This window comes from Litoreibacter meonggei (assembly GCF_003663885.1).
In the GTDB taxonomy this organism is placed as follows: domain Bacteria; phylum Pseudomonadota; class Alphaproteobacteria; order Rhodobacterales; family Rhodobacteraceae; genus Litoreibacter; species Litoreibacter meonggei.
Window position 1 is genome coordinate 468,219 of the sequence record NZ_RCCE01000001.1, and the last position, 20,599, is coordinate 488,817.

Consider the following 20,599-nt stretch of genomic DNA (forward strand, 5'->3'; position numbering starts at 1 on the left):
GGCTTAGACCTCGATCTTTTTGGGGCGGCGGCGCTCGAACCAGAACACGATGAACAGCCGCGTCACATAGATCGCGGTGAACACCGATGTCATGATACCAAGGCCCAGCGTCACGGAGAAGCCGCGAACAGGGCCGGAGCCCATCACGAACAGGATAACAGCCACGATGAAGGTGGTGATGTTGGCGTCAAGAATGGCCGACAGGGCCTTCTCGTAGCCCAGCTCGATCGCGCGGGCGGGGCCTTTGGAGGTCTTGAGCTCCTCGCGGATACGCTCGAACACCAGCACGTTGGCGTCGACCGCCATACCGATGGTCAACACGATGCCCGCAATGCCCGGCAAGGTCAGCGTGGCCCCGATCAGGGACAGCAGGCCGAAAATGAGCCCCACGTTGATGATGAGCGCAATGTTGGCGAACAGCCCGAAGGTGCCGTAGCTGAGGAACATGAAGACCAGCACGCCGATAAAGGCGACGATACAGGCGATCTTGCCGGCGTCGATGCTGTCTTGGCCCAATTCCGGCCCGACGGTGCGTTCTTCAAGGAAGGTCATTTCGGCAGGCAACGCGCCAGCGCGCAGCAGCACGGCGAGGTTGGTGGATTCTTCCACCGTGAAATTGCCGCTGATCTGGCCGGAGCCGCCAAGGATTGCCTCGCGAATAACAGGTGCGGAGATCACTTCGTTATCAAGTACGATGGCAAACGGCGCGCCGACGTTCTCGCTGGTGAAGACGCCGAACTTGCGACCACCGGAGGTGTCGAAGCGAAAAGTCACAGACGGCTGCCCGTTCTGATCGAATGCGGGTTGCGCGTTGGCCAAGTCTTCACCCGTGACGACGGGAGTTTGTTCCAGAATATAGAAGGTCCCCTGCTCCTGCGGGTCGATGGACGGCACCAGAATTTGGCGGCCCGAGACGCGCTCGTTGGGGTTAGAGGTGCGTGTGATAACCGGATGGAATGTCAGCTTGGCGGTGGTGCCGATCAGCTCTTTCAACTCGGTTGCAGAGCCAATGCCCGGCACCTGAATAAGAATGCGGCGGTCGCCTTGGCGTTGAATGGTGGGCTCACGGGTGCCCGCCTCATCCACACGGCGGCGGATGATTTCGAGCGATTGCTGCATGGTGCGGTCGTCGGTGGCGACACGTTCGGCATCCGACAAGGTCAGCGTAATAATATCGCCCTGTCCCGACACTTCGATATCGTTGCTCCCTGCACCAGTTAGACTGACCACGGGGGTCGCAAGGCCACGCACAAGGGTTATGGCCTGCTGCAATCCGGCAGGGTCCGATATCTTAACACTCAGCTCACCCGGAGCAGCGGGTTGGCGGCGGATGGTGCCAACCGTGTCACGAGCGTCGCGCAACGTATCGCGCACCTCCGGCCAATAGCCGTCCATGCGGCTGTCATAGACGTCTTCCACATTCACCTCGGCCAGCAAATGTGCCCCGCCTCGCAGGTCGAGACCCAGATTGACCAGCCCTGACGGCAGGAACCCCGGCCAGCCAGCGGCGTCCGCAGTAAGTTCTGGGGTGGCCGCCGCCCCCGCGTCGAGCGCGGTTACGGCGTCGTTGTGCTTTTCAACGGTCGGATAGAACCCGTTGGGCAGCGCCAACGCCAACCCCACAAGCACCGTCAGCAGGATCATCACCCGCTGCCAGGAAGACATCTGAAGCATGGTTTATTTCGCCGGTTCGGTTTTGCTGACCACGGAAGCCAAGGTCGATTTGATCACGCGTACTTTGACGCCATCTGCGATTTCGACTTCAACTTCGCCGTCTTCTTTGACCTTTGAGACTTTGCCCACGATGCCGCCTTGGGTGATCACCTGATCGCCACGACGCACGGCTTCAACCATGGCCTGATGGTCTTTGAGCTTCTTTTGCTGTGGACGGATCAGCAGGAAATACATGATCCCGAAAATCAGGATGAGCGGAATGAAAGAAGTGAAAGCGCTTCCAGCACCTCCGGCGGCCTGTGCGTAGGCAGGTGTGACGAACATCTGCAGTCCTTTTATCTATGGGCCAAGAGTGGCCTTTGTCAGTTGCGGCGCACCCTACTTTGGGGTTGCGGGGGGTGCAACGGCTTTACGGCCTATTCGTTGCCGCCTATCTTTTGCAGATAGGGGCTGGTTCCCCGCTTTAAAGAGAGAACAGTTTGAACACTTGGAATGAATGGACCCGATGTAGTGCAGCAGCGACAGCTTATTGCCGGACGGCATGGCTCGCCATGGCGGGCAAGCACACAATCCGCCTGCTTTTTGCGCTGTTGTTTGCCCTGCCCGTACAAGCGCAGGAAAAGCCCCCGACGATATCGGAGCACAATCGCGCCAATTGGCAAGCCGTCGGGCGGATCGGAATACTAAACAAAAAGGGCAACGGCGGCTGCACGGGGGTGCTGATCGCGCCGGACTTGGTGTTGACAGCTGCCCATTGCGTGGTGAACCGCAAAACAGGGCGCATCCGTCCGTTTTATCGCGTGCAGTTTATGGCAGGTTGGCACAATGGAACGCATCTGGGATCCGCGAGCGCCGCAGATATCGAGGTGCATCCCGACTATGACCTGACACAACTCGCTCAAACCAATCGCGTGCGGATGGACTATATTCCCAATGATCTCGCTTTGGTGCGCCTGAAGAACGCGTTAGACATCCCGCCTCTCCCTGTCGCGGCCCCATTGGGTGACAAAAAATTACTTAACCCGACGCCTGTGCGCCTGCTGGCCTACCGAGGGGACCGGCCGGAAATACTGTCTGACTACGATGATTGTCTTGCGCAAAAAATCGGACCTGAGTTGCTAGGGCTGAATTGTGCGGTGGTTTCGGGTGTCTCCGGCTCCCCGGTTTTTATGGCCGGACTGCAAGGCTGGGAGGTCGTTGGCATCGTCTCCTCGCAAGTGCTGGGCAAGGGAGAGGTGCGCGCGCTGGTCGCCCAAGCGGACCGTGGCAGGCTAAGTGCTATGAAATTGGCGGAGCAGCAACAGTAGGCCCTTCAATTTCGCCTGACCTTCGGGCATACGCTCCTCACTGCAACCATATCAAGAGGACTAACCCATGCACGACATCCGCATGATCCGCGAGACCCCGGAGGTCTTTGACGCCGCCATGAAGCAGCGCAAATCGGATGTGTCCTCTGCGGACGTTCTAGCCATCGACGCCGCCCGCCGCGCCAAGATTAGTGCGGCCGAGGAGGCCAAGGCCGCACAGAACGCCGCCTCCAAGGAAGTGGGTGCCGCGAAGGCCAAAGGCGACGAAGCGGAGTTCGAGCGGCTGCGCGCACTGGTGGGCGAGAAGAAGGCCGAAGTGGCGCGTCTGAATGACGAGGCCAAGGCCGAGGACGACAAGCTCAACGAATTGCTGATGGGCCTGCCCAACATTCCAATGGAGGGTATTCCCGAGGGTGACAGCGAGGACGACAATGTCGAGATCAACCGCTGGGGCACCCCGCGCCGCTTTCCGTTTACGCCGAAAGAACATTTCGAGTTGCCGGGCGTCGTGCCGGGGATGGATTTCGAGACCGCGGCCAAACTGTCCGGCTCGCGCTTTGTGCTGCTGAAAGGGGCGACCGCCCGCATCCACCGCGCGCTGGCGCAGTTCATGCTGGATACCCATGTCGAGAACGGCCTGACCGAGACATGGACCCCCGTTCTGGTGAACGAGGCGATGATGTATGGCACGGGTCAGCTGCCGAAATTCGGCGAGGACAGCTACCAAACGACGAACGGCCAATGGCTGATCCCGACCTCCGAGGTGACGTTGACCAACATTGTCAACGGCGAGACCGTGGACGAGGCCAAGCTGCCGATGCGTATGTGCGCGCATTCGCAATGCTTCCGCTCGGAAGCTGGCAGCGCGGGCCGCGATACGTCGGGCATGCTGCGTCAGCACCAGTTCGAGAAAGTCGAGATGGTGTCGATTACCAAGCCGGAGGACTCGCGCTCCGAATTGGACCGCATGACCGCCGCCGCCGAGAGCATTCTGGAAACGCTGCTTTTGCCGTTCCGCACGGTGGTTTTGTGTACCGGCGACATGGGCTTCGGCGCGCAGCGCACCCATGACATCGAAGTTTGGCTGCCCGGTCAGCAATTGTACCGCGAGATCAGCTCGATCTCGGTTTGTGGCGCGTTCCAAGCGCGGCGGATGAATGCTCGGTTCAAGCCTGCGGATGGCGGCAAGCCTGAATATGTCCACACGCTGAACGGCTCCGGCCTTGCGGTCGGGCGGTGCCTGATTGCGGTGCTGGAGAACGGACAGCAGGCGGATGGCTCCGTTGAGCTTCCCGTGGCGCTGCACCCCTATCTGGGTGGCAAAACCACGCTGGACCCGTTTGGCACGCTGATCTAAGCGCCTATGGCCCGTCGCGCCTATTACCTCAGCCACCCGCAGGTTCGGATTGATCCTGATCTGGCGATTGAGACGTGGGGGCTGTCGGATATCGGCCATGCGCGGGTCGCAGGTCTCATCGCCCGCGGCCTGCCAGATATCGGCGTGGTGTATTCTTCCTTGGAAGTGAAGGCATTGGAGACCGCCCGCCCGTTGGCGGATGCACTCGGCTGCCCATTGGTGAATTGTGCGGAGATGGGCGAGAACGACCGCTCCGCCACCGGTTTCTTGCCCCCTGCCGAGTTCGAGGCCACAGCGGATCGCTTTTTCGCGGAACCGGATGTGAGCGTGCGGGGTTGGGAAACTGCCCGTGCCGCACAAGCGAGGATCGTTGACGCCGTGCAATCCGCGTTGCTGGACATCTCTGGGGACGCGCTATTTGTGGGGCATGGCGGGGTCGGAACCTTGCTGTTCTGCGCCCTGCGCGGTGTAGAGATCGACCGCCGCTATGACCAAGGCCCGGGCGGCGGTGGGCAGGTGTTTGACTGGACAGTCGGGCATAAGCCAGACGCGGGCTGGAGAAGGATGGAAGACTTATGAAGGCTTGGGCAGTATTAATCGCGGCGATAGCGTTTGTTGTGTCGCCATTGGTTACCGAAGGCTTCGCAGGCTTCCGGCCTGACCAATTCCCGATCCCGCAGGATAACGCGCCGGTTCAGCCAGCGGGATATGCCTTTTCCATCTGGTCGTTGATCTATCTGTGGTTGCTGGTCTCCGCCGTGATCGGAATTTGGAAGCATCGTGACGATCCGGCTTGGGACGCCGCTCGCCTGCCGTTGATCCTGTCGCTCGCCATCGGGGCGTTCTGGATCAAGGTGGCCACGCTCTCTGTCATCTGGGCGACCGTTTTGATCTGGGCCATGCTGCTGACCGCGATCTGGGCGCTGGTTGCCGGGCGCGCGATCAAGCCTGCTTGGGCGTTCGCCCTGCCCGTCGGGCTATATGCAGGGTGGTTGACGGCTGCGTCCTGCGTGTCCATCGGCCTGTTAGGGGCTGGGTATGGCTTTGGCGGAAACGCGGTCATGTGGGCCTTGCTCATGGTTGGCGTGGCGATGCTGGTCGGCGTGCTGGTGCAAAAACAAGCCTTCGGCATCTGGACCTACGCGCTGGCGCTGGCTTGGGCCTTGGTGGGCGTCATGGTCCGCAATGGAGCCGAGACCTTGTCCGTCACGCTGCTCGCCTTGGCCGGAGTTGTTGTAATTTCGGGACTGGCCTTGCGTCAGTTGCGCACCCAAGCCTGACCCCGCTTTACCGACCGCCCAGTTTTCCCTAAAGCTAGGCTAAAAAAGGGCGGTCACATCCATGCGAATTCTCATTACCAATGACGACGGCATCAACGCACCGGGCCTAGAGGTCATCCACGCCATCGCCACCGAGGTCGCTGGTGCGGGTGGCGAGGTTTGGACCGTGGCCCCCGCCTTCGAGAAATCCGGCGTCGCCCATTGTATCAACTACGCCCACCCCACGATGATTGTAGAGTTGGGCGAACGCCGCTTCGCCGCCGAGGGTGCGCCTGCGGATTGCGTACTGGCGGGCGTACATGAAGTGATGGGGTTGGCTAAGCCGGACCTGATCTTGTCGGGGGTTAACAAAGGCAACAACTCGGCCGAGAACACCGTCTATTCCGGCACCATCGGCGCTGCCATGGAAGGCGCGCTGCAGGGGGTGAAGTCGATTGCCATGTCGCAATATTTCGGCCCCGCCAATGTGAAGCTGGAAAACCAGTTCGAAGCGTCGGCTCAGCATGGTGCGGCACTTGTCAAAAACCTGCTTGAAAACGGCATTTGGGGCGGTGAAGGCTACCAAACCTTCTACAATGTCAACTTTCCGCCCGTTTCCGGTGCGGACGTCAAAGGGACCCGCGTCGTGCGTCAAGGATTGCGGAAAACCGGCGGGATGGGCGTGCAAAGCCACATGCCGCCGAACGGACGCAAGTACCTCTGGATAAAGGGCAACCCGCAGAACACCTGTTCGGGCAAGAATACGGATGCCACGGTCAACATCGACGGCTGGATTTCTGTCACGCCGATGCGCTGTGACCTGACGGCGCATGATCTGCTGGACGATCTGGAGAGCCGCTTGGCATGAATGACGCGGCGACCTCTGAAGCGGAACGCAAAATGCAGTTTCTCTACGGTCTGCGCTCCAAGGGGGTTATGGACGCGCGCGTTCTGACTGCGATGGAAAAGGTCGACCGTGGCGCGTTCATCACCGGCACATTCGCCGACCGCGCCTATGAGGACATGCCCCTGCCGATTGCTTGCGGGCAGACCATTTCACAGCCGTCGGTTGTGGGGCTGATGACGCAGGCGCTGGACGTGCAGCCGCGCAACAAGGTGTTGGAGGTCGGCACCGGCTCCGGCTACCAAGCGGCGGTGCTGAGCCACCTCGCCCGCCGCGTCTATAGCGTGGATCGCCATGCGCGCCTGACACGACCAGTGCGCAAGTTGTTCCAAGATCTCGACATCACCAATGTTACCATCGTCACGGGCGACGGCAGTTACGGCTTGCCCGAGCAGGCACCGTTTGATCGCATTCTTGTGACCGCTGCGGCCGAAGACCCCCCCGGACCCCTCTTGGCGCAACTGCGCGAGGGCGGTATCATGGTTGTGCCGGTGGGGCAGTCCGACGCGGTGCAAAGCCTGATCAAGGTAACAAAGACCCCGCAAGGGTTTGACTACGAAGAACTAATGCCGGTCCGCTTCGTCCCTCTTTTAGAGGGTTTGGGGCGGGACTAAACCAAAAGGCCCAGACATAAGGGCCATGGATTGAGGAAGAAGAATATGCGGAACAGGCGTTTCAGCAAGTTATTGCCTATGGTGGCATTGGGTTTCGGGCTATCAGCCTGCGACGGCCAGATTGGGCAAAGCATTGCTAATCTGGATCTAGATTTGCGCGGCACAGCAGGCGGTTTGGACACCTCAAGTGCTGCACGACAGGCTACGGGGACGCGCCCCCAACCTGACAACAGGGGCGTTATTTCCTACCCGAATTACCAAGTGGCCGTGGCGGAGCGTGGCGACACCGTCACCACCGTAGCAAACCGTATCGGCGTTAGCCCGCAAGAGCTGGCCAGCTACAACGGCCTGCGCGCCAATGACCGGCTGAACAAGGGCGAAGTTCTTGCCCTGCGCGGCACGGTGGCGACCGCCCCCACGACGGCGGGCACGGGGACGCAACCGCTTGATATTACACAGATCGCGACCACCGCCATCGGGCGTGCACCGCAATCACAGATCAACCAAGGGACGCCGTCCAAGCGCATCGACGGGCCAGAGCCGATCCGCCATCAGGTGGGTCGTGGCGAAACCGCCTACTCTATCGCGCGGCTTTACAATGTCTCGGCCCGCTCGCTGGCCGAATGGAACGGGCTTGGTCCCGATCTGGAAGTTCGTGAGGGGCAATACCTGTTGATCCCAGTGGCCAAGGATGGCTCCCCCACGACGAAACGGCCCGCGGTTCAAGAGGCCGCTGTTATCGCTCCGGGCGCCGGCACGCCGACGCCACAGCCACCTTCGGCAACCAAACCGCTTCCGGCTGAAAAGATCGAGCCAAAGGTCACTCCGGCGGCAGCCGCTGCTAAAGCGAAGCCCGCGGCGTCGAGCAAAACTGCAAAATTGCTAACGCCAGTATCCGGTAGCGTGTTGCGCCCTTACAAGAAGCGCAAAAATGAGGGTATCGACATTTCCGCGGCAACTGGCACGTCGGTCAAGGCCGCCGCAGATGGCGAGGTTGCCGCTATCACCCGTGACACTGATCAAGTGCCAATCTTGGTGCTGCGTCACGCCGGAAACCTGCTGACCGTGTATGCCAATATCTCTGATATCACAGTGAAAAAAGGCGATAAGGTCTCTCGCGGCAAGACGATTGCGAAGGTCGGAAAAGGGTCTCCGAGCTTCTTGCATTTCGAGGTGCGCGAAGGGTTTGAAAGCGTCGACCCGGCGCCGTTCCTGAAGTAGCGAATAAGGCGAAAGCGGGGGGCAGAAGACCAACTCCTCGCTTTTGTCTTAATTTCGCCCCTTAATGCTCTGATTTTTAGGGCATTGTTACCAAAATTTAAACAGTGATCGAGGCCCTTAGTGCCCATATATTACGGATATTCAAACGCCATCTTCGGCACGCAGAGCACTGTAAACGGCTCGGCGCAGAACTATTCTTTTGCCCCCCCGACAGGCGGAACATGGACATGGTCGGGTGTGACCACCAACTTTCATGTCCGCGAAAACACCGGTGCGACTGTTTACAATGGTGACGTCACCAACGAGCAGATCGGTGCAAACGAGCAACTGGGCGGGACTTGGGAACAGGTCACCGAGATCGGCGGTACCTATTACCAAACGATTTGGGATTACACGTTTGAGGTCACGGGCCCCGGACCAGACTTCACGGTCTACCGCATCGGAGTCATCGACGTTGACCTGAACAATGATGACGATCTGAATGACGTCGTGGGCGGCGCATCAGAGGACGGCTACTATCTGGTGTTCCCTGATGGCGTGCCGCCCGCAGGTGTGAGCTATACCATTGGCAGCATTGTAGAAAATGACGGCTCCACCCCTCATACCGGCCTTGGCGCACAAGTGGTTTGCTTCGCCGCCGGCACGCTGATTGAAACGGAAACCGGCCCGGTTGAGGTGCAATTTCTGCAACCCGGCGACAGGGTCATGACCCGCGACGCGGGCCTGCAAGAGCTGACATGGACCGGTAGTCGCCGTGTGAATGCTGTGGGTGATCTTGCACCCGTTATCATCACAAAGGGCGCATTGGGCAACAGCCGCGATCTCGTCGTCTCCCCCCAGCACCGGATGTTGATCGAGGGTTGGCAGGCCGAACTTTGGTTCGGTGAGACGGAAGTTTTTGTGAAGGCCAAAGATCTTGTGAACGACGACACGATCTATGTACGGCGCGGCGGTAAGGTCAACTATCACCACATCCTGTTCGACGATCACCAAGTGGTGTTTGCGGAAGGGGCAGCGTCAGAAAGCTTCCATCCCGGACCGCACGCCCTTGGCGCGTTGGACCAAGGCACGTGCGACGAACTGATCCGCCTGTTCCCTGATCTGGATAGCATTACAGCCCCCTCCATGCCCGCCGCGCGGATGAGCCTGAAAGGCTTCGAAGCCGAGTGCTTGTTGAATTAGGGGGGAAGGCTTGACCACCAAGCCACCCGATCCCATGGATCGAACGGCTGCATGGCCATGAAACGGCGCGTCGTCGCGAAACTCGGGCTCGCTTTAGTGCAAATAGCTGAACATGGGTATCAAACCCGCCTTGGTGCAAGATCAGCTACCGATCAAGCGTCCCAGAAATGAGCGTGGCTTCTGGGCAGGCTTTTCAGCCGCTTTCGCCCCAGGTGCAGGCGTAATCGGAGGCAGTGCTGCCGCCTTGGACTTGGCCTTTTCTGGCGTCGGCGGAGCAGCCTGTTCCGCTTCAACTGCGGGTGCATCTTTGGCTTCAGGCGCAGGTTCGGGGTCAGGCGACACAGGCTCTTGGCTGGCGCGCGCAGTTTCTTCGGCCAGCAATTCCTTGATCGTTTTCATCGTAAAGGCGGTTTTTTCCCGAGCCGAGGCGCCCTTGATCGGTTGAAGACGTGTGTGTTCCATTTCTCTAACCTCCATAAACACTGGCGAAATAGTTAAAATCCACGCGATTTCTATTCCGCGTGGTTAGGACCATATGCGCGGAATAAGGCATTTTTACGGAATGAAGAGAATGAATCGGCTCACAACCATCGGTTGGCAAGTTTAGCAACGTGGGTTCCGAACGGACGCTACGTGTCTGCCTAGACAGAAAGCCCCTGCCGCCCCGCCAGATCCGTGAAGTACTGCCAAGCCACCCGACCAGAGCGGCCACCGCGGGTTTGCTGCCATTCGATAGCCTCGGCATGCAGTGTATCGTCGTCGATTTTCACCTCATGCGCCGCGCAGTAGCCACGGATCATGTCGAGATATTCATCCTGCGTGCAGGGGTGGAAACCCAGCCAGAGACCAAAGCGGTCCGACAGCGAGACCTTCTCCTCGGTCGCCTCGGACGGATTGATCGCTCCGCCCCGCTCGTTCTCGATCATGTCGCGCGGCATCAGGTGGCGGCGGTTCGAAGTCGCATAGAAGATCACGTTTTCAGGGCGGCCCTCGATGCCACCGTCAAGTACCGCCTTCAGCGATTTATAATGCTGGTCGTCATGGCTGAAGCTCAGGTCGTCACAATACAAAACGAAGCGGTGGTCGGACGCGCGCAGCAGGTTCAGCAATCGCCCGATGGAGGGCAGATCTTCGCGCTGAACCTCAACCAGTTTCAGCGGCAGACCAGCGGCTACGATGTCGCCATGCACTGCCTTCACCAGCGATGACTTCCCCATCCCGCGCGAGCCCCAGAGCAGCGCGTTGTTGGCGGCAAACCCGTTGGCGAATTGCAGCGTGTTGGCGTGCAGCGTGTCGCGGACGCGCTCGATCCCGATCAGCAGATCAAGGGCGACGCCATTGACGTTGTGTACGGGCACAAGGTGGTCGGGTTCGACATGCCACAAGAAGGCGGATGCGCGGTCAAAATCGGGGGCATCTGCGGGCGGCGGGGACATACGTTCCAACGCCTGCGCAATACGGTCCATGGGGTCGTCGATCATACCCTGCACCTTACGGGCCGCGGTCTTCTGGGTGATCTTCGCTATCGACCTCATCGGCCCGAGATTCCAGATCGTCGTCGTCATCCCACAGACCTTCCTCGCGCAGCTTAACTTCGCGGTCTTTCTCGACGCGTGCGACAAGGAAAATGGAAATCTCGTAAAGGCCATAGACCACTACAAACAGGATCAGCTGAGTTGTCACATCCGGCGGGGTCACCAAAGCGGCGACGACCAAAATGCCAATAACAGCATATTTACGCGTGTTCCGCAGGCCATCAGCGGTGGCCAGACCAGCTTTGCCCATCAGGGTCAGCAAAACCGGAAGCTGGAAGCACAGACCAAAGGCCACGATCATTTTCAGTGTAATATCAAGGCTTTCATTGACCTTGCCGTTAAAGACAATGTCGATTCCGGAATCTCTGGTCGCCTCTGCGACCTCGCCCGAGGCGACCATTGCCGCGAAGAAAGATGGCAGGTCGGCAAAGCCGAGGAAAAACTGCATGGCCAGCGGAACCACGATGTAATGCGCGAAGGCCGCGCCCAGCGTGAACAACATGGGCGACGCGATCATGAAGGGTAAAAACGCGTTCTTTTCGTTCTTGTAGAGACCCGGTGCCACGAAGCGCCACAGCTGGTAGCCGATCACCGGAAAGGCCACGAACAGCCCGCCAACCATGGAAATGCGGATTAGTGTGAAGAAATACTCCTGCGGCGCTGTGTATTGCATCACCGGATTGGGGTTGCCCAAGGACCGCATGGTGTTCTCGATCGGAATCAGCAGGAAGTCGAGAATGGCGCTTCCGAAAGTAAAGCAGATGACCATGCCGACCAAGAACGCCAATGCGGCGCGGATCACGCGGGTGCGCAGCTCGGCCAGATGCTCGATCAACGGGGCGGAGCTGTCTTCGATATCGCTCTCGGCGCTCATGTGTCAGCTTTCTTTGACTTCGGCTTGGCGGTCGTCTTAGGCTTAGCGGTAGCTTTTGGTTTGGGTGCGGGTTTTGGTGCTTCGGCGGCAGCCGCTTCCTTAGCTTTACGCGCCTCCGCGGCTTTCGCAGTTGAGTTGCGGATTTTCTCCGCAGCCTCGGCGCGGTCTTTCGCTAGTTTCTTGGTCTCTGAGCCGTCTGGGAATTTGTCGAAATTGGTGGCCTCGCGGATTTTATCCAACCCCATCTTCTTGGGGTTCGCCGCGGCCTTAACCGTGTCGGCCATATCCTTAACGCCCGCCTCGTCGGCGGCGTCTTCCATGGCACGACTGAACTCACGTGCCATGCGTTTTGCCTTGGCGGTGAATTGTCCCAGCGTACGAAACATCCCCGGCAGGTCTTTCGGACCCACCACGATCAGTGCCACGAGCCCGATCACCAACAGTTCGGTCATGCCGATGTCAAACATGGCGTATGCCTTCGGTTCGCTTAACCGCCCAGCTCACGAAGATCAGGCTTTGTCTTTTTCATCTTCGGGTGTGACGTCTTTGACGGCAACATCAGCTTCGTCGAGCTCTTTAGTGCTGTCATCAACGCCCTTTTTAAACGCCGTGATGCCCTTGCCAACTTCGCCCATCAGGCCCGAGATTTTGCCACGGCCGAAAAGGACCAGCACAACGACAGCGATGAGCAGCAGGCCCGGCAGTCCAATATTGTTCAACATGATTGAGGTCTCCCTTGGTCGCGCGCGTAGATTTGGACGCGCGGATGAATGTGTCTGCCCTCTATCTAGGGGCTTGGACGGGCGGGGAAAAGGCGCAAAACGCCGCTGGTGCGGGGAAATCCGTACGAAATGTCACGTGGCAGTGCTTGCGAGAAGTCTCCTGACAGTTTTATGTCAGTTGTGGGGTGTCACAAAGCTCATATCGAAACAGAATCACTTCAGGAGCTACCCTATGACCAAAACCGCCCAACCTCAGGTTGCAGAAATCGTGACCTTCTCGCTTAAAGACGGCACAGATGAAGGCGCGTTTCTCCAGACCTTGCGTGCCACCCAAAGCTGGGTGGATGGCATGCCCGGCTTTCTGGGACGCCAAGTGACACGCGGCCCCGACGGGCGCTGGACAGATCACATCCTATGGACCGACGCGACCTGTGCGAAAGCCGCGCAAGACAGCTTCGGCCAGCAGGACTTCGCGCCGGATATGGGCGAGGCGTTGAACCATGAAACTCTGGAAATGCGCCACGAGACCGTATTTATGGCCGCGCCATGACGCGTAGATGAGACGCACTGACCGCCTCTTCGACCTGATCCTGCTGCTCAGGGATGGTCGCCTGCACCGCGCCGAGGACTTGGCGCGGGAGCTGGAGGTGTCGGTGCGCACCATCTACCGCGACATGGAAACCCTGCAACTGTCCGGCGTGCCGGTCGAGGGGGAACGGGGCATGGGCTATATGATGACGGCCCCCATCACCCTGCCCCCGTTGAACCTGACTTTGGTTGAGCTGGAAGCGCTGCATCTTGGCATGGCGATCGTGGGCGAAGTCGCTGACGAGGAGTTGCAAAAGGCGGCGCAAAGCCTGTCTGCGAAGATCGACGCTGTTTTGCCTGAAGACCGCACGACGCCCCCGACCGGCTGGGGCTTCGCGGTCTATCCGTTCAAGGACGCGGCGGGCGGGTTCCGGTTCATGCCGCAGTTGCGCACGGCGATCCGCACGCGACAAAAGCTCAGCATTGCATATGCCACCGCCGAAGGCGCTCCGAGCGAGCGGGTCATTCGCCCGTTGCAAATGGAGTATTGGGGGCGCGTCTGGACGGTGTCGGCATGGTGCGAATTGCGCGGCGACTTTCGCGTGTTCCGCGCGGATCGCATCCGTGCGCTAAAGCCAATGGCTGAACTGTTCGTCGAAGAACAGGGCAAGTCACTCGCGGACTTCATCACCCAGCAAAAAGCCAACTGCTAGCCCCGCGTATAGCGCGAAATCATCCGGTAGTCCTTGGCCGGACCAACGACCCGCCAAACCGACTCCCATTCCGGCCAGCGGGTGAAATCATAGCTCACATGATAAAAATCAGGATCACATTGGTGGTTATCATCAGGCATCAAGCGATCTAGGGCGATCAAATGGAACGGGCGGCCATCCTCGAACTCAACGGCAATTTTGTCTGAATTCTCGCCTTCGAACCCCCGCCAGATATAGCGACGCGTAGCGAGCATTGCGGGTTGCTGGCCGTAGACCAGTTCCCCCTCTTCATCGTAATGCAGCTCAAGAGGCCCTGTGCGGGTAAACCGCGCTGTTCCTGTCAGCCGCCCTTCGATTTCGTTGCGACGGTCTTTGACAATGCGGGACAATTGCCACTCACCTTCGAACTGGTCCAAACCTCTGTGCATCCGGTCCTCTTAGTCACTATAAATTCCGACAGTTTCGGCTCCACTGTCGCCAATAAACTTTAAAGCCCCGTTATCCGCCCGCCGCGCGACGCTGTAACACGCCCAGCCATCAGCAGGGGGCCACTGACTACAATACGTATCTTCTTCCACACGCCAATAGCCCCAACTGTCGCGCCCACTTGTATAGAGCGTGCGACCGGAAGCATAAAAATGCTGGGTCGCATTTTCATAGATCAAACCTCTATCGCGCAGTGCCGTATCAATCTCGGCACCGGTCAGTGGTAGCCAATCGGCATTGGCCCAACTTGGTAAGCATAGCACAAAAGCCGCCCCAAGGGCAGCGACGCCCTGTCTCATGTCGCCTATCTCCGGTTGTTCCTCACGCAGGGTCAGTCTAAGACGCCACCATCCGCCACACAAACTCTGAGAGCGCTTGATATGATCCCTCGCTATTCCCGCCCCGAGATGGTTGCCATCTGGTCCCCCGAGACCAAATTCCGCATCTGGTACGAGATCGAGGCCCATGCCTGCGACGCGATGGCCGATCTGGGTGTAATCCCGCGCGAGAACGCCGACGCAGTTTGGAAAGCCAAGGACGTCGAATTTGACGTGGCGCGCATTGACGAAATTGAGGCGGTCACCAAGCATGACGTCATCGCCTTCCTCACCCATCTTGCAGAGCATGTAGGGTCTGATGAAGCCCGCTTCGTGCATCAGGGCATGACCTCCTCGGATGTGCTCGACACGTGCTTCAACGTCCAACTCGTACGCGCCGCCGATATCCTGATCGCTGATGTGGAAGGTCTGCTGACTGCCTTGAAACGTCGCGCGCTAGAGCACAAAGACACCCTGCGCGTGGGCCGCTCTCACGGCATTCACGCAGAGCCCACGACCATGGGCCTGACCTTCGCGCGCTTTTATGCCGAGATGGACCGCAACCTGACCCGCCTGCGTACCGCCCGAGACGAGATTTCCACCGGTGCCATTTCTGGTGCCATCGGCACCTTCGCCAATGTGGACCCTCGCGTTGAGGAACATGTCTGCGAGAAGCTGGGCCTGACGCCCGAGCCGATCTCCACCCAGGTCATTCCGCGCGACCGCCACGCGGCATTCTTCGCGGCGCTTGGTGTTGTCGCCTCCTCCATCGAGAACATCGCGACGGAAATCCGTCATATGCAGCGCACCGAAGTTCTGGAAGGCGCGGAGTTCTTTTCCATGGGCCAGAAAGGCTCCTCGGCCATGCCGCATAAGAAGAACCCGATCCTGACGGAAAACCTCACGGGTCTGGCGCGCACCATTCGTATGGCCGTTGTCCCCGCAATGGAAAATGTGGCGCTCTGGCATGAGCGCGACATTTCCCATTCCTCGGTCGAACGGATGATCGGCCCCGACACCACGATCACGCTGGATTTTGCCCTCGCGCGACTGACGGGTGTGATCGACAAGATGCTGATCTTTCCGGACAACATGCTCGACAACATGAACAAGTTTCCCGGTCTGGTGATGTCCCAACGCGTGTTGCTTGCTCTTACGCAAGCTGGTGTCAGCCGCGAGGACGCCTACGCGATGGTCCAACGCAACGCGCTGAAAGTCTGGGAGCATCGCACTGATTTCAAAGAGGAATTGTTGGCCGACAAAGACGTTGTGGCCGCCCTTGGTGCCGATGAGATCGAAGAGAAGTTCGACATGGGCTACCACACCAAGCATGTCGACACGATCTTCAAGCGCGTGTTTGGCTAAAGCCGCCACGACAATACTCTGCCCAAAACGCCCGCCATCTGCGCGGGCGTTTTGATTTTTAACGACCTCGTGCTATCTTTCTTGTCACACACCAACAGGAGAGACTTTCAGATGAAGACCAAAACGCTCTTGGCCGCTCTGGCCCTCACCCTGACACCCGCACTCGCCTCGGCAGAGTGCGCCTTTGGCCAGCACAAGCAGGCCGCGTCTTGCCAAGCGGGGTCCACATGGGACGCTGAAACAGGCACCTGCGTGGCCCAGCCAACCGGCTAGAACACTGCAACATAAAGGCGGCGTGGTTCATCTCGCGCCGCCTTTGCTGCATTTGGCTAAAACCCCGCCTATCTCCCCCCGCTCTCCTCACAATCCGTTAACGCCTGCCCGATCTACTGCGCAGTGCGAGAATATAATTGGGGACGGGACAAGCCATGGATTTGGTAGCACAACCGCGTGCGGGCGCGGGATTTGGCATTGGCGGCAAGGTGGCCAGCACGGCTTTTGCATTTGATGGGTCGGACAAGCCGCTGCACCTCAGCGGCGCTCAGAAGGCGGCGGTGATTGTGCAGATGATCCTGCATGCGGGCGGGGCAATCCCGCTTTCGGTTATGTCCGAGGCGACGCAGGTGCATCTGGCCCGCGTCTATGCCTCCATGGGCCCGATCAACAAGGCGACAGTGGCCTCCGTGCTGGCAGAATTCGCCGAACATCTGGACGCACATGGGCTCAGCTTTCCGGTCGACACCTCCGCCGCGCTGGACGCGCTCGAAGGCAATCTCAGCGACAGCCTGTTGGTGCGGATGCGCCAGATCCACAGCCCAACCCTGCCCAAGAACACATGGGAAATGATTGCCGAGATTCCACCCAAGGAACTGGCCGAACGTATCACCACGGAAAGCCCGCGCGTGGCCGCGATCATCATGTCAAAATTGCCCCCGGCCGCCTCCACCAATGTGATGGATCTGCTTGACTTAGAGACGGCAAACGCCGTGACGTTTGCCATATCGGAAACAGGAGCGGTTCAGCCTGAGACCGTTGATATTGTTGCGCAAACCATCCTTGAAAGCGGCAAATCCGGCACCGAAGCCGGGGCTTTCACAGCCAAACCTGTGGCCCGCGCGGCCTCACTGCTCAACGCGGCGGGCGCAACCCAGCGCGACGCAGTGCTCGACGCATTGGAAACGCTCGACGCCGTGTTTGCCGCACAGGTCCGCAAGGCCATCTTCACCTTTGCCGACATCCTGACACGGGTGCAGCCGACGGATGTGCCAGCCCTTATCCGCGTCCTGCCAGCCGACGAGTTGAACGCGGCCTTGAAGACCGGTTCGGAAGAGCACAGCAGCGTCGTCGATTTCATTCTGGAAAACCTGTCCAAACGTATGGCCGACGCAATCCGCGAAGAGCTGGTCGAGATATCCCCGCTGACCGGCAAGGCCGCAGAGGCGGCGATGGGCAAGCTGACCGCCGCGATCCGTCAGTTGGAGGAATCGGGCGACATAACCCTGATCACAATAGAAGAAGACGCCTAGCGGAGTTCCAGCAGTTCGATTCGGTTTCCGAACGGGTCATTCACATAGACGCGCCTAATGTCCGGCAAATCCGTGTCCGTGCGTGGCTCTATCCCGTGCGTTTTTAAATGCTGGATAACGGCGTCCAACGACGCGACCTGAAATCCGGGATGCGCTTTCTTGGCTGGGGTAAAGGGCGTTTCGACGCCCAGATGCACCCGCACCTGCCCCGCTTCGAACCAGACGCCACCGCGCCCTAGCAACATTTCGGGTTTTGGGGTTTCCGTGAAGTGCAAAACACCGCAGTAAAATTCCCGCGCCTCGTCCTCGCACCCCGTAGGCATCGCCAGTTGGATATGGTGCAATCCTTCAATCATTACGCCGCCTTTTTTTGAATCTGCAGATACGGAAAAGGACGGACCCATACAGGCCCGCCCCAATCTCTAAAGCTCATGTTTGGCGTGCAGAATCAATGCGCGACAGCGCCCGATCCTTCACCACCTTTGGCAGCCAAGGCCGCAGCCGCAGCTTCTTCCGCCGCCTCGTCCCAATCAATCTCTTCCGGCTCGGACACAAGCGCGAGTTTCAGCACTTCCGAGACATGGCTGACCGGAATAATTTCCAGACCCGCTTTCACGTTGTCCGGGATTTCCGGCAAGTCCTTCTCGTTCTCTTCCGGGATCAGAACGGTCTTGATACCGCCCCGCAGCGCTGCCAGCAGCTTTTCTTTCAAGCCCCCGATAGGCATCGCATTGCCGCGCAAGCTGACCTCGCCCGTCATCGCAATATCCTTGCGCACCGGAATCTGCGTCAGAACCGACACGATCGACGTGACCATCGCCAAACCAGCGGACGGGCCGTCCTTCGGAGTCGCCCCGTCCGGCACGTGCACGTGGATGTCGATTTTGTCGAAGGTCGGTGGTTTCACACCAATCTTCGGCGAGATGGAGCGCACATAGGACGACGCCGCATCAATCGATTCCTTCATCACATCGCCCAGCTTACCGGTGGTCTTCATCCGGCCTTTGCCCGGCAGGCGCAGCGCCTCGATGGACAGCAATTCGCCGCCAACAGACGTGTAAGCCAAGCCCGTCACGACACCGATCTGGTCATCCTGTTCGGCCAATCCATAGCGGTATTTTTTGACGCCAAGATAGTCACCCAGATTATCCGGCGTGATCTTGATCGACGTCTCGTCCTTGCGGACGATCTGGGTCACGGCTTTCCGCGCCAGCTTGCCGATCTCACGCTCCAGATTCCGCACGCCCGCTTCGCGGGTATAGGTGCGGATCATTTCCATCAACGCCTCGTCGGTCAGCTCGAACTCGCCCTTTTTCAGGCCGTGGTTCTTGATCTGCTTGGCAATCAGGTGCTGCTTGGCGATCTCGGACTTTTCGTCCTCGGTGTAGCCCGCCAACGGAATGATCTCCATGCGGTCCAAAAGTGGCCCCGGCATGTTGTAGCTGTTCGCCGTGGTCAGGAACATCACGTTGGACAGGTCGTATTCCACCTCAAGATAGTGGTCGGTGAACGTGCTGTTTTGCTCCGGATCCAGCACCTCAAGCATGGCCGACGCAGGGTCGCCACGGAAATCCTGCCCCATCTTATCGATTTCATCAAGCAAGATCAGTGGGTTGGTCGTCTTCGCCTTTTTCAGCGCCTGAATGATCTTACCGGGCATGGAGCCGATATAGGTCCGGCGGTGACCGCGGATTTCAGATTCGTCGCGCACGCCCCCGAGAGAGATTCGGATAAATTCACGGCCTGTTGCCTTGGCCACGGATTTCCCAAGGGAGGTTTTACCCACACCTGGAGGGCCCACAAGGCACATGATCGGGCCTTTAAGCTTCTTGGAGCGTTGCTGCACAGCCAGATATTCGACGATGCGTTCTTTAACCTTTTCAAGGCCGTAGTGGTCGTCATCCAGAACCTTTTGGGCTTTGACCAAATCTTTCTTGGTGCGCGAGTTCACGCCCCATGGAATGGCAAGAATCCAGTCCAGATAGTTGCGCACAACCGTGGCTTCCGCAGACATCGGGCTCATGTTCTTGAGCTTTTTCAGCTCTGCATCGACCTTTTCCTTGGCCTCTTTGGACAGCTTGGTCTTAGCGATTTTCGCTTCCAGCTCGGCCACTTCGTTCTGGCCTTCTTCGCCGTCGCCCAACTCCTTCTGAATGGCTTTCATTTGCTCATTCAGATAGTATTCACGCTGGGTGCGCTCCATCTGGTTCTTGACGCGGGATTTGATCTTTTTCTCGACCTGAAGCACGGACATTTCGCCCTGCATCAGCCCGTAAACCTTCTCCAGACGCTCGGCCACGGACAGCGTTTCCAGCAGCTCTTGTTTCTGGTGCACTTCGACACCCAAATGCCCGCCGACGAGGTCTGCCAGCTTTTCCGGTGCTTCGGTTTCCGCGACAGAAGCCAACGCATCTTCAGGGATATTTTTCTTCACTTTGGCATAGCGCTCGAATTCGGCCCCAACAGATCGGGTCAAGGCTACAATTGTCGCTTCATCACCGGAGGTTTCTTCCAACTCAACCGCTTGCGCCTCGAAAAAGTTTTCATTTTCAAGGTATTCCACGATGTGAACACGGGAGCGTCCTTCGACCAGCACTTTCACGGTACCGTCGGGTAATTTCAGTAATTGAAGCACATTCGCCAGTACACCGACTTCATAAATGCCGTCGGACGAAGGGTCGTCTTCGGCGGGGTCCATCTGGCTCGACAACAAGATTTGCTTGTCGTCTTTCATCACCTCTTCTAAGGCGCGCACGGACTTATCACGACCCACGAACAGCGGAACGATCATATGCGGGAACACCACAATATCGCGCAGCGGCAGGACTGGATAAGACAAGGTTGTTTGCTCGGTCATTATATTTCCTTTTTGGCAAGATCGCCGTGGTCCCGCCGAGGCAGCAACCGTTAGGTAATCTCCGGTATCGGACTCAGAGGTGGGGACCCCCCGTACCTCTTTCAACCATCCACCGTTTTGGTTGACGCCAGTGTGAACGTGCGGCGCGGTGGATACAA

Annotated in this window: 24 protein-coding genes; 13 read left to right on the forward strand and 11 right to left on the reverse strand. The window is 58.8% G+C overall.

Annotated features, from left to right (window positions below):
* Positions 1–3 precede the first annotated feature (3 nt).
* Positions 4–1,674, reverse strand: a complete 1,671-nt coding sequence (gene secD / locus BCF46_RS19910; protein ID WP_245989719.1) for a protein translocase subunit SecD — start codon at positions 1,672–1,674, stop codon at positions 4–6.
* 3 nt (positions 1,675–1,677) lie between these two features.
* Positions 1,678–1,998 carry a preprotein translocase subunit YajC gene (gene yajC, locus BCF46_RS02245; protein ID WP_121021294.1) on the reverse strand — a complete coding sequence of 107 codons (321 nt, stop codon included), beginning with the start codon at positions 1,996–1,998 and terminating at the stop codon, positions 1,678–1,680.
* A 155-nt stretch (positions 1,999–2,153) separates the two neighbouring features.
* Between yajC and BCF46_RS02250 the strand changes: the two genes are divergently transcribed.
* From BCF46_RS02250 to BCF46_RS02285, 8 genes are all read left to right on the forward strand, one after another.
* Positions 2,154–2,981 (forward strand): trypsin-like serine peptidase, encoded by an 828-nt coding sequence (locus BCF46_RS02250; protein ID WP_147435923.1) that lies wholly within the window; start codon positions 2,154–2,156, stop codon positions 2,979–2,981.
* Positions 2,982–3,048: 67 nt separating this feature from the next.
* Positions 3,049–4,338 (forward strand): serine--tRNA ligase, encoded by a 1,290-nt coding sequence (gene serS / locus BCF46_RS02255; protein WP_121021298.1) that lies wholly within the window; start codon positions 3,049–3,051, stop codon positions 4,336–4,338.
* 6 nt (positions 4,339–4,344) lie between these two features.
* A complete protein-coding gene (locus tag BCF46_RS02260; RefSeq protein ID WP_121021300.1) occupies positions 4,345–4,917 on the forward strand; it encodes a histidine phosphatase family protein in 573 nt (190 codons plus the stop codon).
* The gene (locus BCF46_RS02265) at positions 4,914–5,618 is read left to right on the forward strand and encodes a hypothetical protein (RefSeq protein WP_121021301.1); all 705 of its coding nucleotides are present in this window, start codon (positions 4,914–4,916) and stop codon (positions 5,616–5,618) included. Before BCF46_RS02260 ends, BCF46_RS02265 begins: the two co-directional genes overlap by 4 nt.
* Positions 5,619–5,679: 61 nt before the next feature.
* Entirely contained in the window at positions 5,680–6,465 is a 786-nt protein-coding gene (surE, locus tag BCF46_RS02270) for a 5'/3'-nucleotidase SurE (RefSeq protein WP_121021303.1), read from the forward strand.
* Complete coding sequence (locus tag BCF46_RS02275) at positions 6,462–7,115, forward strand: protein-L-isoaspartate(D-aspartate) O-methyltransferase (protein WP_121021305.1); 654 nt, start codon at positions 6,462–6,464, stop codon at positions 7,113–7,115. Before surE ends, BCF46_RS02275 begins: the two co-directional genes overlap by 4 nt.
* A gap of 78 nt (positions 7,116–7,193) precedes the next feature.
* The gene (locus BCF46_RS02280; protein ID WP_245989721.1) at positions 7,194–8,336 is read left to right on the forward strand and encodes a M23 family metallopeptidase; all 1,143 of its coding nucleotides are present in this window, start codon (positions 7,194–7,196) and stop codon (positions 8,334–8,336) included.
* A gap of 120 nt (positions 8,337–8,456) precedes the next feature.
* Positions 8,457–9,518, forward strand: coding sequence for a Hint domain-containing protein (locus BCF46_RS02285; protein ID WP_121021309.1), 1,062 nt, complete (start codon positions 8,457–8,459; stop codon positions 9,516–9,518).
* Between the two features lie 141 nt (positions 9,519–9,659).
* On the opposite strand, the gene BCF46_RS02290 is transcribed toward BCF46_RS02285, so the two are convergent.
* The 5 genes from BCF46_RS02290 to BCF46_RS02310 all read right to left on the reverse strand — a co-directional run bounded on the left by BCF46_RS02290 (position 9,660) and on the right by BCF46_RS02310 (position 12,649).
* Complete coding sequence (locus BCF46_RS02290; RefSeq protein WP_121021311.1) at positions 9,660–9,980, reverse strand: hypothetical protein; 321 nt, start codon at positions 9,978–9,980, stop codon at positions 9,660–9,662.
* Positions 9,981–10,159: 179 nt separating this feature from the next.
* Positions 10,160–10,999, reverse strand: coding sequence for an ATP-binding protein (locus BCF46_RS02295; RefSeq protein WP_121021313.1), 840 nt, complete (start codon positions 10,997–10,999; stop codon positions 10,160–10,162).
* A 10-nt stretch (positions 11,000–11,009) separates the two neighbouring features.
* A complete protein-coding gene (gene tatC, locus BCF46_RS02300) occupies positions 11,010–11,927 on the reverse strand; it encodes a twin-arginine translocase subunit TatC (protein WP_121021315.1) in 918 nt (305 codons plus the stop codon).
* Entirely contained in the window at positions 11,924–12,394 is a 471-nt protein-coding gene (gene tatB, locus BCF46_RS02305; RefSeq protein ID WP_121021317.1) for a Sec-independent protein translocase protein TatB, read from the reverse strand. The genes tatC and tatB overlap by 4 nt, the downstream gene beginning before the upstream one ends.
* Positions 12,395–12,436: 42 nt before the next feature.
* Positions 12,437–12,649: a twin-arginine translocase TatA/TatE family subunit gene (locus tag BCF46_RS02310; protein WP_121021319.1), complete on the reverse strand. Its 213-nt coding sequence runs from the start codon at positions 12,647–12,649 to the stop codon at positions 12,437–12,439.
* A gap of 232 nt (positions 12,650–12,881) precedes the next feature.
* Here BCF46_RS02310 and BCF46_RS02315 point away from each other — a divergent pair, with 232 nt between their 5' ends.
* Positions 12,882–13,199 (forward strand): antibiotic biosynthesis monooxygenase family protein, encoded by a 318-nt coding sequence (locus tag BCF46_RS02315; RefSeq protein WP_121021321.1) that lies wholly within the window; start codon positions 12,882–12,884, stop codon positions 13,197–13,199.
* 7 nt (positions 13,200–13,206) lie between these two features.
* Positions 13,207–13,890, forward strand: a complete 684-nt coding sequence (locus tag BCF46_RS02320; protein ID WP_121021323.1) for a helix-turn-helix transcriptional regulator — start codon at positions 13,207–13,209, stop codon at positions 13,888–13,890.
* On the opposite strand, the gene BCF46_RS02325 is transcribed toward BCF46_RS02320, so the two are convergent.
* Positions 13,887–14,318, reverse strand: a complete 432-nt coding sequence (locus BCF46_RS02325; protein WP_121021325.1) for a DUF6314 family protein — start codon at positions 14,316–14,318, stop codon at positions 13,887–13,889. The two genes, BCF46_RS02320 and BCF46_RS02325, sit on opposite strands and share 4 nt — an antisense overlap.
* Positions 14,319–14,327: 9 nt before the next feature.
* Positions 14,328–14,675: a hypothetical protein gene (locus tag BCF46_RS02330; RefSeq protein WP_121021327.1), complete on the reverse strand. Its 348-nt coding sequence runs from the start codon at positions 14,673–14,675 to the stop codon at positions 14,328–14,330.
* 81 nt (positions 14,676–14,756) lie between these two features.
* Between BCF46_RS02330 and purB the strand changes: the two genes are divergently transcribed.
* The 3 genes from purB to BCF46_RS02340 all read left to right on the forward strand — a co-directional run bounded on the left by purB (position 14,757) and on the right by BCF46_RS02340 (position 17,584).
* The gene (gene purB, locus BCF46_RS02335) at positions 14,757–16,058 is read left to right on the forward strand and encodes an adenylosuccinate lyase (protein ID WP_121021329.1); all 1,302 of its coding nucleotides are present in this window, start codon (positions 14,757–14,759) and stop codon (positions 16,056–16,058) included.
* 111 nt (positions 16,059–16,169) lie between these two features.
* Complete coding sequence (locus BCF46_RS19680; protein WP_162848056.1) at positions 16,170–16,331, forward strand: hypothetical protein; 162 nt, start codon at positions 16,170–16,172, stop codon at positions 16,329–16,331.
* 155 nt (positions 16,332–16,486) lie between these two features.
* Positions 16,487–17,584, forward strand: coding sequence for a FliG C-terminal domain-containing protein (locus BCF46_RS02340; RefSeq protein ID WP_121021331.1), 1,098 nt, complete (start codon positions 16,487–16,489; stop codon positions 17,582–17,584).
* On the opposite strand, the gene BCF46_RS02345 is transcribed toward BCF46_RS02340, so the two are convergent.
* Together BCF46_RS02345 and lon are read right to left on the reverse strand one after the other, a co-directional pair.
* Positions 17,581–17,940 (reverse strand): VOC family protein, encoded by a 360-nt coding sequence (locus BCF46_RS02345; protein ID WP_121022245.1) that lies wholly within the window; start codon positions 17,938–17,940, stop codon positions 17,581–17,583. The two genes, BCF46_RS02340 and BCF46_RS02345, sit on opposite strands and share 4 nt — an antisense overlap.
* A gap of 92 nt (positions 17,941–18,032) precedes the next feature.
* Positions 18,033–20,441, reverse strand: coding sequence for an endopeptidase La (gene lon, locus BCF46_RS02350; RefSeq protein WP_121021333.1), 2,409 nt, complete (start codon positions 20,439–20,441; stop codon positions 18,033–18,035).
* Positions 20,442–20,599: the final 158 nt, after the last annotated feature.